Source organism: Micromonospora sp. NPDC049203, from assembly GCF_043197215.1.
Lineage (GTDB): Bacteria > Actinomycetota > Actinomycetes > Mycobacteriales > Micromonosporaceae > Micromonospora.
This window is the reverse complement of record NZ_JBICSV010000003.1, coordinates 510,390-525,187: the sequence shown is the minus strand read 5'-3', so window position 1 is coordinate 525,187 and position 14,798 is coordinate 510,390. Positions and strand designations below refer to the sequence as shown.

13 protein-coding genes and 1 pseudogene are annotated in these 14,798 nt (G+C 74.5%); 5 read left to right on the top strand and 9 right to left on the bottom strand.

What is annotated here, in order from left to right; translation table 11 throughout:
• Positions 1-35: 35 nt before the first annotated feature.
• Positions 36-596, bottom strand: a complete 561-nt coding sequence (locus tag ACGFIA_RS11475) for an NADH-quinone oxidoreductase subunit B family protein (RefSeq protein WP_357383481.1) — start codon at positions 594-596, stop codon at positions 36-38.
• A 135-nt stretch (positions 597-731) separates the two neighbouring features.
• Between ACGFIA_RS11475 and ACGFIA_RS11470 the strand changes: the two genes are divergently transcribed.
• The 3 genes from ACGFIA_RS11470 to ACGFIA_RS11460 all read left to right on the top strand — a co-directional run bounded on the left by ACGFIA_RS11470 (position 732) and on the right by ACGFIA_RS11460 (position 3,511).
• On the top strand, positions 732-1,289 hold the full coding sequence (locus tag ACGFIA_RS11470) for a SigE family RNA polymerase sigma factor (protein WP_357383479.1): 558 nt from the start codon (positions 732-734) through the stop codon (positions 1,287-1,289).
• On the top strand, positions 1,282-2,469 hold the full coding sequence (locus ACGFIA_RS11465) for a hypothetical protein (protein ID WP_357474146.1): 1,188 nt from the start codon (positions 1,282-1,284) through the stop codon (positions 2,467-2,469). The genes ACGFIA_RS11470 and ACGFIA_RS11465 overlap by 8 nt, the downstream gene beginning before the upstream one ends.
• 100 nt (positions 2,470-2,569) lie before the next feature.
• Positions 2,570-3,511: a hypothetical protein gene (locus tag ACGFIA_RS11460; protein WP_357383475.1), complete on the top strand. Its 942-nt coding sequence runs from the start codon at positions 2,570-2,572 to the stop codon at positions 3,509-3,511.
• 48 nt (positions 3,512-3,559) lie between these two features.
• On the opposite strand, the gene ACGFIA_RS11455 is transcribed toward ACGFIA_RS11460, so the two are convergent.
• The 3 genes from ACGFIA_RS11455 to ACGFIA_RS11445 are packed head-to-tail and all read right to left on the bottom strand — an operon-like array spanning position 3,560 to position 6,785.
• On the bottom strand, positions 3,560-5,038 hold the full coding sequence (locus ACGFIA_RS11455; protein WP_357383473.1) for an aminotransferase class V-fold PLP-dependent enzyme: 1,479 nt from the start codon (positions 5,036-5,038) through the stop codon (positions 3,560-3,562).
• A 32-nt stretch (positions 5,039-5,070) separates the two neighbouring features.
• Positions 5,071-6,438: an MFS transporter gene (locus ACGFIA_RS11450; protein WP_357383471.1), complete on the bottom strand. Its 1,368-nt coding sequence runs from the start codon at positions 6,436-6,438 to the stop codon at positions 5,071-5,073.
• Positions 6,439-6,470: 32 nt separating this feature from the next.
• Complete coding sequence (locus ACGFIA_RS11445; protein WP_260039899.1) at positions 6,471-6,785, bottom strand: MGMT family protein; 315 nt, start codon at positions 6,783-6,785, stop codon at positions 6,471-6,473.
• A 13-nt stretch (positions 6,786-6,798) separates the two neighbouring features.
• Between ACGFIA_RS11445 and proB the strand changes: the two genes are divergently transcribed.
• Together proB and ACGFIA_RS11435 are read left to right on the top strand one after the other, a co-directional pair.
• Positions 6,799-7,956: a glutamate 5-kinase gene (gene proB, locus ACGFIA_RS11440; protein WP_357383468.1), complete on the top strand. Its 1,158-nt coding sequence runs from the start codon at positions 6,799-6,801 to the stop codon at positions 7,954-7,956.
• 74 nt (positions 7,957-8,030) lie between these two features.
• On the top strand, positions 8,031-9,272 hold the full coding sequence (locus tag ACGFIA_RS11435; RefSeq protein WP_357383466.1) for a glutamate-5-semialdehyde dehydrogenase: 1,242 nt from the start codon (positions 8,031-8,033) through the stop codon (positions 9,270-9,272).
• A gap of 444 nt (positions 9,273-9,716) precedes the next feature.
• Here the strand turns inward: ACGFIA_RS11435 and ACGFIA_RS11430 are convergent.
• From ACGFIA_RS11430 to ACGFIA_RS11410, 5 genes and pseudogenes are all read right to left on the bottom strand, one after another.
• Positions 9,717-10,586: pseudogene (locus ACGFIA_RS11430) on the bottom strand (hypothetical protein); the annotation flags it as partial.
• A 118-nt stretch (positions 10,587-10,704) separates the two neighbouring features.
• Complete coding sequence (moeZ, locus tag ACGFIA_RS11425; RefSeq protein ID WP_357383464.1) at positions 10,705-11,952, bottom strand: adenylyltransferase/sulfurtransferase MoeZ; 1,248 nt, start codon at positions 11,950-11,952, stop codon at positions 10,705-10,707.
• 41 nt (positions 11,953-11,993) lie between these two features.
• Positions 11,994-12,818 carry a DUF3152 domain-containing protein gene (locus tag ACGFIA_RS11420; protein ID WP_357383462.1) on the bottom strand — a complete coding sequence of 275 codons (825 nt, stop codon included), beginning with the start codon at positions 12,816-12,818 and terminating at the stop codon, positions 11,994-11,996.
• 78 nt (positions 12,819-12,896) lie between these two features.
• The gene (locus ACGFIA_RS11415) at positions 12,897-13,733 is read right to left on the bottom strand and encodes a DUF3152 domain-containing protein (protein ID WP_357383460.1); all 837 of its coding nucleotides are present in this window, start codon (positions 13,731-13,733) and stop codon (positions 12,897-12,899) included.
• A gap of 5 nt (positions 13,734-13,738) precedes the next feature.
• Positions 13,739-14,737, bottom strand: a complete 999-nt coding sequence (locus ACGFIA_RS11410; protein ID WP_357383458.1) for an alpha/beta hydrolase — start codon at positions 14,735-14,737, stop codon at positions 13,739-13,741.
• Positions 14,738-14,798: the final 61 nt, after the last annotated feature.

The following is a 14,798-nucleotide window of genomic DNA, read 5'->3' as shown; positions in this document are numbered from 1 at the left end:
GGCCGCAGGCTAGCCCCGCGCCGCCACCCGGCGGTTCAGCCGGCCGGCGGGCGTACCGGGGGTGCGGTCAGCGACTCGACCGGCCGCGCCACCGCGTCCGCCGGGGAGGTGAGCGCGTCGGGGCGGGCCACGCCGCCGATGCCGGACTGCTCGGCGGCGATCTTCTCCTGAAGGCGGAGGATGCCGTGCAGCAGCGCCTCCGGGCGCGGCGGGCAGCCGGGCACGTACACGTCGACCGGGATGAGCTGGTCGACGCCCTTCGTCACCGAGTAGGAGTCCCAGTACGGGCCGCCGCAGTTGGAGCAGGCGCCGAACGAGATCACGTACTTCGGCTCGGGCATCTGGTCGTAGAGCCGCTTGACCGCCGGGGCCATCTTGTCGGTGACGGTGCCGCTGACCACCATGAGGTCGGCCTGCCGGGGCCCGTGGGCGAACGGGATCACGCCGAGCCGCATGAAGTCGTGCCGGCCCATGCTGGTCGCGATGAACTCGATGGCGCAGCAGGCAAGGCCGAAGTTGAAGACCCAGAGCGAGTAGCGGCGGCCCCAGTTCAGCACGAACCGGATCGGCTCGCCGAGCACGGCCGGCACCTGCATCTCTGGCCTCCGTTCCGCTGTCCCCGAACCGACAGTCAACCACAGCGCCGGACCGGCAACTTCCGCAACCGGTACGGGCGTCAGGGCGTGTGACCGACGTGACCGCGTCGGCGGTACGCACACGGGGAGGACCAGGTGACGGTGACGAGGGAGCCGATGCTCGACGAGCCACCCGAGGGGACAGCGAGGCGCGTCGAGAGGCGCGAGGCGGTCGACTTCGACGGGCTCTACCACGCACACTTCCGGTCCCTGACGCTTCAGCTCACCGCCTACTGCGGTGACCTGTCCCAGGCGCAGGACATGGTGCAGGAGGCGTTCTGCCGGGCGTTCGCCCGCTGGTCCCGGGTGTCCCGCTACGACGATCCGGTGGCCTGGGTCCGCCGGGTGGCCTGGAACCTGGCCACCAGCCGCTGGCGGCGGCTGCGGACGGCCCAGGCGTGGCTGCACCGCCAGCGGGAGGAGTACGTGCCGGGGCCGGGGCCGGATCGGGTCGCGCTGACCGCCGCGCTGGCCGAACTGCCGCCGCATCAGCGCCGCGCCGTGGTGCTGCACTACCTGGCCGATCTCAGCGTCGCGCAGATCGCGGCGCAGGAGGACGTGCCGGAGGGCACCGTCAAGTCCTGGCTGTACCGGGGGCGGGCCGCGCTGGCGGCGAAGCTCACCACCACGAGCGAGGTGAACCACAGTGACTGAGCCCGACGACATCCTGATCGGCGGCGAGTTCGCCGAGTTCCGCACGGCGTACACGCCTGTGGTGCACCCGGCCGGGACTGCCGCGGTCCGGCGCACGGTCCGGCACCGCCGCCGGCGGACAGCGGTGGTCACCGCGGCGGCCGTGGTGCTCGCCGTGGTGATCCCGGTGGGCGCGAACGCCGCCCTGAACCGGAGGCCCGGACCGCCCCCGGTGCCCGCGCAGACAGTCACCCCGACTCCGTCCGAGAGCACGTCGCCGCCACCGTCGACACCGCCGAGCACCACCGCCCCGACGCGGAGCGCGCCGGACGGACGGATCAGCCGGGCCCAGCTCCTGGCGGCCCGGATCGACCTCGTGTCGTGGGCTGGCGCACCGAAGACGTGCGTCAGCGACAACGTCCGGCTCCGGTCCGGGCCGCAGGACGACTCGGTCCCGACGCTGCTGGCCGGACCGGAGTACGGCGACCTCGACGACGACGGCGCCACCGAGACGGTCGTCCTCGTCGCCTGCCGCATCGGCGAGGCGTCGGCCAAGCAGGTGCTCGCCCTCGACCGGGACCGGGACGGCCGGATCGTCACCATGGGCCGGGTCGTCGGCACCCGTGAGGGCATGGGTGACATCACCGATTTCTCGGTGCGGGACGGCGGGGAGGTCCGGGCGCACGTCGCCGACATCCAGCCCTGTTGCAGCACGCCGGAGTGGGCGCCGCAACGGCAGTGGCGGACGTACTCCTGGAGCGGCGAGCGGTTCCGGCAGGTCGCCGGACCCACCGGGTTCGGCACCGACCCCCGCCTGACCGACCTCGTGCTGACCGCCCGGGACGTGGTGGCCGGGCCGCCGGACAAGGCGGGGATCCGCAAGGTCACCGTCACCGTGACGGTGGAGAACCGGGGGCCGGTGGACGTACCCCGGCTCGGCTTCTCCGGCTGGTACGACCTCGTCCGGCCGAACGGTTCCGACCTGGACCGGTGCCGGGGCGTGCGGTCGGACGGGTCCGACGCCTGCGTGCTGGACCCGCTGCCGGCCGGTGAGCGCAGGAGCTACACCTTCACGTTCGGCCATCCGGTGCCCGCCAGCGGCCCGCCGACGCTGCGGGTCGTCCACTACGACTCGCAGGAGCGGTACTGGAGCGACCTGAACTGGAAGAACAACGAGGTCGAGCTGACCTCAGTCGGCTGACCGACAGATCGCAACCGACCGTCGGATCCCGACGTGTCACAGGCATCGGACGGGCGGAGATGCCGCCGTCCGGCAACGGGGAATCACGGGAGGAACAGCAATGACCACACGTACGGCACGGACCGCCACCGCACTGCTCGGTGGGGCCGCCGCACTGATCGCCCTGGCCGCGCCGGCCACCGCCGCGCCGAGCGCCGCCACCGGCCGCGTCGGCGTCACGGCGCAGCGGCTCGTCCTCGACCCGACCGACAGGGGGTACGTCGGGACGCTCACCGCGACGGTGACCAACCGGCGGTCGACCGCGACGTCGGTGAGCCTGGTCGTCACCGAGCCGGCGGGGGCGTCGTTCACCTCCATCGAGCCCGGCGGTGGTTGCCTCTACAACCGCCTGGTGGAGAACCGGCTGGTGATCACCTGCGGCGGCGACCAGATCGAGGCGGGCAAGAGCCTCACCTTCCGGCTCGGGTTCCACGTCTGGACCACCGCCCGCAGCTACCCGATGGTGGCGAACGGCGGGCGGATCGAGGTCGTCCCGGACGGTGCCGCCGCGGCTTCCGACGCCACCGGCTTCACCACCCTCTTCCGCTCCACCGGCGGCAGCCTGCGGAAGCCGCGCCCGTACGTGCAGGCCGTCGACACCGACCTCGGCATCCGGGGCAGCGCGGTGACGCTGGCCCCGCAGCCGGACGGCACCCTGCTCGGCCGGATGCCGGTCACCGTGCGCTACGGCAACGACGCGCCGACCTTCGCTCTCAACGTCGAGGCCGCCCTGCCCGCGGGCGTGGAGGTGCACCACATCGAGCCGCAGGACTCGCCGAGCTTCCCGTACTGGTTCTCCGTGCCGGGCGGCCGGTTCATGCCGGGCGAGGAGCGCACCTTCGACGTCTTCCTCTGGGCACCCGTCGGCACGGCCACGGGTGAGCTGGGCACCGGCCGCCTCACCGTGACCGGGAGCTACTTCTGGGGGGCCGACGACCCGCAGGACGTGGACCCGTCTGACAACACCACGTCGTTCACGGTGACCGGGGCCGCCGCGAGCTGACAGTCGCCCGCCCGGCCGGCGCCCACGCGCCGGCCGGGCGTCGCCGTGTCACCAGGCCGGGCGCTGGAGCAACCCGACGAACTCGGCGAGCAGCCGTTCCCGCAGCCGCGCCGGGGCGGCGTCGAGCAGCGTGTTGACCACCGCCATCCGGTCCGGCACACCGGCGCCGCCGGCCAGGCCGAGCCCGCCGGCCAGCCCGGCCACCATGTCCGGGGTGAGCGCCTCCGGCGTGAGGCTGCCTGCGAGCGCCAGCAGTTCCGGCGGCAGCACGACCGGCCCGGCGGCGCGGGCCGCCGCGACCGCCTCGGCCAGCGCCGGGCCGAACTCGGCCACCCGGGGCGCCACCGCCGCGGTGACAGTGAGGTGGACACTTGCCGGCAGATCGGCGTACGTGAGCTGGGGCTGGGTGTGCCAGCCACGCGCGGTCAGCTCGTCGACCAGCACGAACAGGTCGAGCCCCGGATCGTCGCTGGTGAAGCAGACCACTGTGGTCTCCGGCTCGGCCATCAGCCGCAGGCCGCCGGTGGCCCGGACCGCGTCGGCGAGCCCGGCGACCGCGTCCCGGGTCGCGGCGGCCAGCCGCAGGTAGCCGTCCTCGCCGAGGTGGCGCAACGTGGCGTACGCGGCGGCGATCGGCCCACCGGACCGGGTGGAGGCGATCACCGGGTTGACCATCGTGTATCCGGGCCAGTCCGCGTACGCGAAGAACTGCGCCGCGCGCAGCGCCGGATCGCGGTGCAGCAGCACCGAGACGCCCTTGGGCGCGTACGCGTACTTGTGCAGGTCCACCGAGATCGAGGTGACCCCCGGCACGGCGAAGTCGAACGGCGGCACCGGCGCGCCGAGCCGGCGCAGCCAGGGCAGTGCCCAGCCGCCGAAGCAGGCGTCGACGTGGCAGCGCACCCCGGCGGCCCGCGCGACGGCGGCGATCTCGGCGACCGGGTCGACGACCCCGTGCGCGTACGACGGCGCGGACGCCACCACGAGCACGGTCTCCGGACGGATCGCGGCGGCCATCGCTGCCACGTCCGGCCGCAACGTCACCGGGTCGACGGGCACGGTGTCCAGCGCGACCCGCAGGTAGTGCGCCGCCTTGGCGAACGCGGCGTGCGCGCCGGCCGGTGCCACGATCCGCTGCTCGGCCAGGTCGGGACGGGCGTCTCGGGCCGCCTTGACGGCGAGCAGCAGCGACTCGGTGCCGCCGCTGGTGACGCTGCCGACCACGTCCGGCGCGTCGGTGCCGGGGCCGCCGCCGAGCAGCCGGGCGGCGGCGCCGACCAGCGCGTTCTCCATCGCCAGCAGCGACGGGAACGCCGTCGGGTCGAGGCCGTTGACGTGCGCGCTCTGCGCGTACGCGGCCTGCGCCAGCTCGTCCAGCCCGGCCACGCCGGGGTCGTAGACGTACGCGAACAGCCGCCCGCCGTGCGTCGGCCGGTCGGCGGCGCGCAGCGCGCGGATCTCGCCTAGTACGTCCGTCGCGGGCATCCCCCGCGCGGGCAGAGCGCTCACACCTACCGTGTCGGTCATCGGGTGGTTCCTCTCGTGGGACGGGCCGGCGCTCACGCCCGCGCGGCCGGCGCGGCGTCGTCGACCACGGGTGCGGCGGTGGCCAGCTGCGCCGGGGTCAGTGTGTAGCCGCGCAGCAGCACCAGCGGGATCGCCACGAGCAGGGCGGGCAGCACGGTGAAGCCGAGCAGCACACCCAGCCGTGCCGAGTCGGACTGGACGGCGGCGGTGCCGGTGGACGAGGAGACGTAGCCGGAGAGCTGGAGCACCAGCCCGTAGATGCCCGGCCCCAGCGCCAGCCCGAACGTCTCCCCGGCGGTCCACAGCCCGGTGAACACCCCGGCCTGCCGCCGCCCGGTGCGCGCGGTGTCGTACGCGATGCAGTCCGGCAGCATGGCCAGCGCGAACACCTGCTGGCCCGCGTACCCGACGCCGATCACCGCGACCACCGCGTAGGCCGCGGCGGCGGGCAGAGCGGGCGCGGCGACCAGGGCCAGCGCTCCCGCCGCGAAGATCAGCGACGCGGCGACCAGCGACGTCCGCTTGCCCAGCCGCGCGCCCGCCCGCGACCACAGCGGCATGACCAGCAGCGCGGGCGCGACGAAGCAGGCGAACAGCAGCGTCGGGCCGCTGTCCGGCTCGCGCAGCACCTGGTCGGCGAAGTACTTCACCCCGGCCAGCACGGTTGCCACCCCGGCGGACTGGATCACGAAGCAGATCAGCAGCACCCGGAACGGCCGGTTGCCGGTGGCGACAGCGAGCTGCGCGCGCAGGCTCGGCTCGCTCTCCCCCACCGTCCCGGTCGGCGCCGACCGGGTGCCGAGGAAGACGCCGATCGTGCCGGCGACGATCAGCGCGGCGACGAACAGGCCCATCCACCGGTGGCCCGGCACGCCGTCGCCGCCCGCGCTCACCACCGCCGGGGCCACCGCGCCGGAGACCAGGATGGCCAGCGCCAGCACCGCGATCCGCCAGGTCATCAGCCGGGTACGCTCCGCCGGGTCGGCGGTCAGCTCGGCCGGCATGGCCACGTACGGCACCTGGAAGAACGCGAACGCGGTGGCGGTGGCCAGGAACGCCAGGGCCACGTACGCGGCGGCGGCCGGACCGTCGGCGAACGGCGCGGCGAAGATCGAGGCGAACAGCACCGCTAGCGCGAGCCCGCCACCGAGCAGGTACGGCCGGCGCGCGCCCCAGCGGGAGCGGGTCCGGTCGGAGATCCGCCCGGCGACCGGGTTGACCAGCACGTCCCACGCCTTCGGCAGCAGCACCAGCAGGGCGGCCAGTCCGGCGGCGACGCCGAGCGTGTCGGTGAGGTACGGCAGCAGGAGCAGCCCGGGCACGGTGCCGAACGCGCCGGTGACCAGGGAACCCAGTGCGTACCCGAGGTGCACCCGGCGGGGCAGGCCCGAAGCTGTCATGGCGCCGAATGCTACTCACGTTATGGCCCGCGTCACATCCCCTCGTCCGGCGACCAGGACGCCGCCGCCAGGTCCACCCGGTCCCCGCGCAGCGGGCACCCCTCGGCGAGCAGCCGTTCCCGCGCCTTGCGCTCGTGACCCGGCGGCAGCCGGCCGGCCGAGTTCACCACCCGGTGCCACGGCACGCCGCCACCGTGCCGCGCCATGATCGAGCCGACCAGCCGTGGCGACGCCCGCCCCGAGCGGTCGGCCAGCGCGTCGGCCACCGCCCCGTACGACATCACCCGCCCCGGCGGAATCCGCTCGACAAGCGCCAGCACCGCCTCGACGTACTCGTCAGGTGTCACGAGCTGCCACGATATGGGAACGCGCCGCGGCGCGGCAGACCGCAGCGCGCAGAATGGTCGGGTGCGCGAAGCAGTCACCTCGGCCCGGCGGATCGTGGTCAAGATCGGTTCGTCCTCGCTGACCACCGCGACGGGCGGCCTCGACGACGCCCGGGTCGACGCGCTCGTCGACACGCTCGGCGGGCTCGCCGCCGCCGGACGCGAGGTGGTGCTGGTCTCCTCCGGCGCGATCGCCGCCGGGCTCGCCCCGCTGCGGCTGCCCCGGCGCCCGCGCGACCTGGCCACCCAGCAGGCCGCCGCCAGCGTCGGCCAGGGCCTGCTCATCGGCCGGTACGCCGCCGCGTTCGCCCGGCACGGCCGCACCGTCGGGCAGGTGCTGCTCACCGTGGACGACGTGACCCGGCGGGCGCACTACCGCAACGCGTACCGGACGCTGCGCAAGCTCCTCGACCTGCACGCCGTGCCGATCGTCAACGAGAACGACACGGTGGCCACCGAGGAGATCCGGTTCGGCGACAACGACCGCCTGGCCGCGCTCGTCGCCGCGCTCGTGGACGCCGACCTGCTGGTGCTGCTCTCCGACGTCGACGCGCTCTGGACCGGCGACCCGGCCCGCCCGGGCAGCACCCGCATCACCGAGGTACACGGCGAGGGCGACCTGGCGGGCGTGGACGTCGGCGGGGCCGGCCGCGCCGGGGTGGGCACCGGCGGCATGGTGACGAAGGTCGAGGCGGCCCGCATCGCGACCGGCTTCGGCATCCCGGTGGTGCTGACCGCCGCGCCGCTGGCCGCGCCGGCGCTCGCCGGGGAGCCGGTCGGCACGTACTTCCACCCGAGCAGCCGCCGCCCCGCCGCCCGTCTGTTCTGGCTGGCGCACGCCACCGCCCCCCGGGGCCGGCTGCACCTCGACCCGGGCGCGGTGCAGGCGGTGGTCGGCCGCCGCAAGTCGCTGCTGCCCGCCGGCATCACCGCCGTCGACGGCGCGTTCACCGCCGGTGACCCGGTGGACCTGGTCGACACCGCCGGGGCGCCGGTGGCCCGGGGCCTGGTCAACTACGACGCGGTGGAGCTTCCCGGCCTGCTCGGCCGGTCCACCTCCGAACTCGCCGCGGCGCTCGGCCCGGCGTACGAACGTGAGGTCGTCCACCGCGACGACCTGGTCCTGCTGTAAGCAAGGGGCCCTTCTTAACAGACGTCTGTTAAGAAGGGGCCCCTCCTTGAACCCCGTCCGAAGGAGTACGCACGATGAGCGTCGTCGAGCAGGCCCGGCGAGCCCGGGACGCGGCGGAAGCCCTGGCCACGGCCACCCGTACCGTCAAGGACGCCGCGCTGCACGCGATGGCCGACGCGCTCGTGGCGCGTACCCCGGAGATCCTGACCGCGAACGCGGCGGACCTGGCGGCCGGGCGCGACGCCGGGCTGTCCGCGGCCGTGCTGGACCGGCTCGCGCTCGACGAGGGCCGGGTCGCCGCCATCGCCGACGCGCTGCGCCAGATGGCCGCGCTGCCCGACCCGGTGGGCGAGGTGGTACGCGGCTCGACGCTGCCCAACGGCCTGGAGCTGCGCCAGATCCGGGTGCCGTTCGGGGTGGTCGGCATCGTCTACGAGGGCCGGCCCAACGTGACTGTCGACGCGGCCGGAATCTGCCTGAAGTCCGGCAACGCGGCGCTGCTGCGCGGCTCCTCGTCGGCCGCGCACTCCAACGCGGCGCTGGTCGCGGTGCTGCGTGACGCGGTCGCCGGCGCCGGGCTGCCGGCGGACGCGGTGCAACTGCTCGACTCCAGCACCCGTGAGTCGGTCAAGGAGCTGATGCGCGCCCGGGGCCTGGTCGACGTGCTGATCCCGCGCGGCGGCGCGTCGCTGATCCGCGCCGTGGTCGAGGAGTCGACGGTGCCGGTGATCGAGACCGGCGTGGGCAACTGCCACGTGTACGTGGACGCCGCCGCCGACCTCGGCAAGGCCCTGGCGGTCACGCTGAACGCCAAGACGCAGCGCCTGTCCACCTGCAACACGGCCGAGTCGCTGCTGGTGCACCGTGACGTCGCGGACGGGTTCCTGCCGGCCGTGCTGGCCGCGTTCGCCGAGGCCGGGGTGACCGTGCACGGCACGCCCGAGGTCGCAGCCCACTCCGACGCAGTGGTCGCGGCCACCGAGGAGGACTTCGGCACCGAGTACCTCTCCGCCGACATCTCGGTCGCCGTCGTCGACTCGCTCGACGCCGCGGTCGCGCACATCCGCCGGTACGGCACCGGCCACACCGAGGCGATCGTCACCGACTCGCAGCGGGCGGCCCGGGAGTTCGTGGCCAGGGTGGACGCCGCAGCGGTCATGGTCAACGCGTCCACCCGCTTCACCGACGGCGGCGAGTTCGGCTTCGGCGCGGAGATCGGCATCTCCACGCAGAAGCTGCACGCGCGCGGCCCGATGGGCCTGCCGGAGCTGACCAGCACCAAGTACGTGGTCACCGGGGACGGTCACGTGCGCTGACAGTGAGGCCGGCTATGTGAGCTGGAGTGGGTCCCCGTCCGCCGAGGTGGCCGGGGCACCCGGTGTCGTGGGCGGCACGACGAGCGGGGGCATCCCCGGGGACACCGGCGCCGACGCCGAGCCGTCCTCCACCGCCAGGTCGGGCAGGACCGTCCAGGCCGACCACGGCGCGGGCCCGGCGTCCGGACCGGGCGACGGATCAGGGCCGGGACCGAGGGACCACTCGGGGCCGGATCCCGGCGGCACGTGCGGCGGCGGCGATTCGCCGGGAGGCGGCGGGACGGCAGGAGGCGGTGGGGCGGCGGGCGGTGGAGGCGCGGCGGAGGGTGGTGGCGCGGCCACGGCCGGCCGGCGCGGAATCGGCACGGCGGGTGGCGGGGGCAGCTCGGCGGTCTGCGGCACCACGAACGGCGCTCCGGACACCGGGGCCTCCGGCGTGTGCGGGCGGCACGCGCGGATCGCCCGCAGCGTGGTGTGCACGTCGAACTGGTGGCCGTCGTCGCTGTCCCAGCCGCCGTCGCTGCGCTGGGTCTCGGCGAGCCGCCGGCGCGCGGAGACCAGCAGCCACTGCTCCTCGCCCACGTCGACCCGGCGCAGTGTGGCGGCCAGCCAGGCCACGTCGGCCGGGGACATCCGGGGGATCCGGTCGGCAAGCACCGCCTGGATGCGCGCCGACTCGTAGTACATCCGCTGGCGGTGCAGCACCGCGGCGGCGAGCCAGCCGGCGGGCAGGAAGGACGGCCAGCTTCCGTCCGGCGCGAGCTGCGCGGCCAGCGCCTGCGCCGCCGCCTGCACCACACCGGCGTACGCGCCGCCGACCCGGTGGTCGAGTGGCCCGGCGGCGCGGGCGTCCAGCCCGGCCACGGTCAGCCAGAACCCCGCGTTCGCGGTCTGGTAGAGCCGGGCCTCGGGATCGCCGGGCGTGGCCCACTCGGGGGCGAGCCCGGCCAGCGAGGGGTCCTCGTCCCAGCCGCCGTCGGGCAGTTGCCGGGCGGCCAGCCAGTCCAACGCGTGCCGGGCGGCCGGGCGGCCCAGCGCCCCGAGGTCGTCCAGCTCGGCGAGGCGGTAGCAGGTCGCGTCGATCGAGGCGACCTCGCCGTCGAGGACGGCGGGCCAGCCGCCGCCGGGCGCCTGCCCGGTCTCGGCGGCGTCGAGCACGCCGGGCGGCACCGGAGCGCCGGTGCGCAGCCGGGAGAGACGGGCGCGGTCCACCGCGTCACCGTGAGCGACGACGAATCCGATCGCCGCGTCCAAGTCCACCACGGCACCGACGGTACTGGCGCGGCCGAAGTTACGCCTCGGTAGCTCGGTCAGGACCGCCCCGGCCCACCGGTCGCCGTGGGGGTTGCGTGACCCGGCGTATGCCCACGCCAAGGGCCCCGGAGAACACGACGGGCCCGCCCGGCGCACCGGGCGGGCCCATCGACGCGACTCAGTACGCGGGCAGCGACGGGTCGACCTGCTTGACCCAGGAGAGCACGCCGCCCTGGAGGTGCACCGCGTCGGTGAAGCCGGCCGCCTTCAGCGCGGCCAGTGCCTCGGCGGAGCGGACGCCGGACTTGCAGTGCAGCACGATCTGCCGGTCCTGCGGGAACTTCGCCAGCGCCTCACCGGACAGGATCTCGCCCTTGGGGATGAGCGTCGCACCAGGGATCCGGACGATCTCGTACTCGGCGGGCTCGCGCACGTCGACCAGGAAGATGTCCTTGCCGGAGTCCTGCCAGTCCTTCAGCTCCAGCGCGGTGATGGTCGAGTCGACCACCGCCTCCTGCGCCTCGTCGGAGACCGCGCCGCAGAAGTCCTCGTAGTCCTCCATCAGGTCGGTGAGGGTCGGGTTCTCGCCGCAGAGCACGCAGTTCGGGTCCTTGCGGACCTTGATCTTGCGGTAGCTCATCTCCAGGGCGTCGTAGACCATCAGCCGGCCGACGAGCGGCTCACCGATGCCGGCGAGCAGCTTGATCGCCTCGTTGACCTGGATCGACCCGATCGACGCGCAGAGCACGCCGAGCACGCCGCCCTCGGCGCAGGAGGGGACCATGCCGGGCGGCGGGGGCTCCGGGTAGAGGCAGCGGTAGCAGGGACCGTGCTCGGCCCAGAACACCGACGCCTGGCCGTCGAAGCGGTAGATCGAACCCCAGACGTACGGCTTGCCGAGCAGCACGGCCGCGTCGTTGACCATGTAGCGGGTGGCGAAGTTGTCGGTGCCGTCGACGATCAGGTCGTACCGGGAGAAGATGTCCCGGACGTTCTCCCGGTCCAGCGCGGTGTTGTGGATCTCCACGTTGACCAGCGGGTTGATCTCGCGGATCGACGCCGCGGCGGACTCGGCCTTGGACCGGCCCACGTCGGAGACGCCGTGGATGACCTGGCGCTGGAGGTTCGACTCGTCGACGGTGTCGAAGTCGATGATGCCGAGCGTGCCGACACCGGCCGCGGCCAGGTAGAGCAGGGCCGGCGAGCCGAGGCCACCGGCGCCCACACAGAGCACCCGGGCGTTCTTCAGCCGCTTCTGCCCCTCGACCCCGACGTCCGGGATGATCAGGTGGCGTGAGTAGCGGCGGATCTCGTCTACGGTCAGCTCGGCGGCGGGTTCGACGAGCGGGGGCAACGACACGGTGGACTCCCCGGGATCGGCGGTGTGACCGCGCCATTGTTGCTCGCCGGGACGGGGATCGGCCATGATGAGGGACACTGCGCCCGAACTGCGGGACCGGGAATAACTCAGACGCCGTCGGTGGGCTCGCCGGAGTAGCGGATCCCGCCGACGTACGGCCAGGCGTTCGGCACGCAGCCGTCCAGCCCGTACGTCTGCTGCTGCATGACCGGCGCGGGCGCCCCCGGCGCGGGGCAGGCCTGGTGCAGCTCGCCGAACTCGTGCCCGACCTCGTGGTTGATCACGTACGTGCGGTAGACCTCGATCGGGGCGCCGTAGTCGGGCACCGCCGTCATCCAGCGGGCCAGATTGAGCACGACCCGGCCGGGCAGCCGGCAGGAGGTGTACCGGTCGGTGCGCAGGCCGCCCTCGGCACACATCCGCTCCGAGGTGACCGGGGTGGCGAGGTAGACGGTGAAGTCGGCCGCCGCCGCCTCGGGCACCCGCTGCACCCGCAGCTCCCCGGAGGCGATCCAGCTCCGCGGGTCGCCCAGCACCGCGTCCACTGTCGCGGCGAAGCCGTCGGCGTCCTGCCCCGTACCCTGCTCCACCTCGACCCGGTAGCGGCGCAGCGGGCCGTCGTGTCCGCGTACCGGAGATCGGCCCTGGGCCACCGCGAACGTGCCGGGGCCGGCGGTGGGGTAGCCGGTCGGCGCCGGGGCCGGGAGGTCCGGCTCGGCGCCGCGCGCCAACGACGGTTCGGCGGCGAGCGGCAGCTGCGTGCGCCCGGCCGGAGGGGCGCTCAGCCGGGCGATGCCCAACGCGCCGCTGACGGCCGCGAGCAGCATCGCCAGCAGCAGCACCGAGCGGCGACGGCGACGGCGCATCCGGCGCAGGGTGGGACGCTCGGGCGGCGGCGCGGCAGGTCTGTCGTAGGGGTACGACGAGGTCATGACCTCAGCGTGCCATGCAATTCGGGCATTTAGCTGCTTTTGCCGCCTATGCCGCGAATGTTCCTCACGATCGGACGATCACAGGCTCGGCCCGGTGTACCGCTTCCCGGCCACGTAGGGCCACGGATTCGGCCGGCAACCCTTGAGGAACAGCGTCTGCTGCTGCATCACCGGTGCCACCCGGCCCGCGCCGGGGCACCCCTCGTGCCGGTGCCCCAGCTGGTGACCCACCTCGTGGTTGACCACGTAGAGCCGGTAGGTGTCCAGCGGCATCCCGGCGGCGACCAGGTGCGGCGCCGAGGTCCGCCACCGGTCCAGGTTGATCACCACCCTGCCCGGCACCCGGCACGACGTGTACGGCACCCCGCCCACCCGGATGTCGATCCCGCCCGCCCCGCACAGCCGCCGGGCCGTCTCCCGGGTCGCCAGGTAGATCGTGAAGTCGTGCCCGCTGTCCGGGCCGACCCGCTGCAACCGCAGCCTGCCACCGGCCCAGCCACCCGGACCGGCAAGCGCCCGCTGCACCGCCTCGCCGAAGTCGCGGACCTCCTCGCCGGAGCCGTTCTCCGCAGCCACCCGGTAACGGTGCAGCGGCCCCGAGCGGCCGAGCACGCCGCTGGTCCGGTCGTCGTACGCGAAGCTGCCCCGCCCCTTCGCCGGCCCCGGGCCGGACAGCGTCAGCACCGGCGCGGCCGGGGAACTGGGCACCACCGAGGGCGACGGCGGGACGCTCGGCGTCGACGGCGCCACAGTCGGGACCGGAGGCTGGGCGACGAACCCGTCGGTGCCCCGGGTGCCCGCACCCGCCGACGGCAGTTGCACGGCCACGCCGACGCCGACCGCGGCGGCGGTGACGAAGGCGCAGACCACGAGCGCGGAACGCCAGTGCGGGAAGGAGGAACGGGAGCGGGGCATCCGGCTCAGCCTGCCATGTCACGCCCCGTTCCGCTCTCCCCCGTGCCGGTGGCGCGCGACGGCGTCGCCTCGGCGAGCAACCCCAGCACCGCCCGCGCCACGGTCCGGGGCACCTCCAGCTGCGCCACGTGCCCGACGCCGTCGAGCATCAGCAGCCGGCTGTCCGGGATCACCCGGGCCGCCTGCGGCGCCACCCGCACGTCGACCAGCCGGTCCTGCCGCCCGCCCACCACCAGCGTGGGCGCCCGCACCGCCGCCGCCTGCCGCCAGAGCGCGCCCTCACCCGGCAGGTACGACCGCAGGAAGCTGCCGACCAGGCCCCGGAACGTGCGCACGTACGCGGCAGCGTAGTGGGCCGCCTCGTACCGGACCCGGATCTCGTCGATCGCCTCCTGCCGGCGCTGCTCGCTGATCCGGGTCAGGTCGGCCACGCACGCCTCCATCACCTGCTGCGCCGTCACCTCCGGGCTGAACTGGGCCAGCCGCCAGGCGGCCAGTCGTTCGCCCCGGGGGATCGCCAGCAACGGCAGCATCCGCCCCTGCAACGAGCGCCGGAAGTCCAGGAACGGCAGGGCGGGCGAGATCAGGGTGAGCGTGCGGACCAGATCCGGGCGCAGCGCCGCCACCCGGACCGAGATCGCGCCGCCCAGCGAGTTGCCGAACAGGTGCACCGGCCCCCTGTCGCTGTGCTCGATCCAGCTGATCACCCGCTCGGCGAAGGACGGGATGGTGTAGCGCGGCCCGGGCTCGCTGCGCCCGAACCCGGGCAGGTCGATCGCCTGGCCGTCCAGCCGGTCCGCGAGCAGGCCGGCCAGGTCGGTCCAGTTCTGCGCCGACCCGCCGAGCCCGTGCACGTACAGGGCGGGCTCCGCGCCGGGCCCGGTGGCCGGGGTGTCGCGGACGTGCACGAGAGTGCCGTCGAGGCGTACGTGCCGGCCGGGCCAGGGCGGCGGGACGTGGTGTGCGGGAAGGCTCTGCTCCGGCCACAGTGCGGCGCGCTTCATGTCTCCAGTCTTCCCCGCCCGCGGCGTACCGCACACCGCACTGTCGTACCGCACACCGGCG

Excerpts from the sequence above, each read along its gene's own strand:
- ACGFIA_RS11450 (WP_357383471.1), bottom strand. The coding sequence starts at position 6,438 with ATGACAGCTTCGGGCCTGCCCCGCCGGGTGCACCTCGGGTACGCACTG.
- ACGFIA_RS11415 (WP_357383460.1), bottom strand. The coding sequence starts at position 13,733 with ATGCCCCGCTCCCGTTCCTCCTTCCCGCACTGGCGTTCCGCGCTCGTG.
- ACGFIA_RS11410 (WP_357383458.1), bottom strand. The coding sequence starts at position 14,737 with ATGAAGCGCGCCGCACTGTGGCCGGAGCAGAGCCTTCCCGCACACCAC.
- ACGFIA_RS11475 (WP_357383481.1), bottom strand. The coding sequence starts at position 596 with ATGCAGGTGCCGGCCGTGCTCGGCGAGCCGATCCGGTTCGTGCTGAAC.
- moeZ (WP_357383464.1), bottom strand. The coding sequence starts at position 11,952 with ATGGCCGATCCCCGTCCCGGCGAGCAACAATGGCGCGGTCACACCGCC.
- ACGFIA_RS11460 (WP_357383475.1), top strand. The coding sequence starts at position 2,570 with ATGACCACACGTACGGCACGGACCGCCACCGCACTGCTCGGTGGGGCC.
- proB (WP_357383468.1), top strand. The coding sequence starts at position 6,799 with ATGGGAACGCGCCGCGGCGCGGCAGACCGCAGCGCGCAGAATGGTCGG.
- ACGFIA_RS11420 (WP_357383462.1), bottom strand. The coding sequence starts at position 12,818 with ATGACCTCGTCGTACCCCTACGACAGACCTGCCGCGCCGCCGCCCGAG.
- ACGFIA_RS11435 (WP_357383466.1), top strand. The coding sequence starts at position 8,031 with ATGAGCGTCGTCGAGCAGGCCCGGCGAGCCCGGGACGCGGCGGAAGCC.
- ACGFIA_RS11455 (WP_357383473.1), bottom strand. The coding sequence starts at position 5,038 with ATGACCGACACGGTAGGTGTGAGCGCTCTGCCCGCGCGGGGGATGCCC.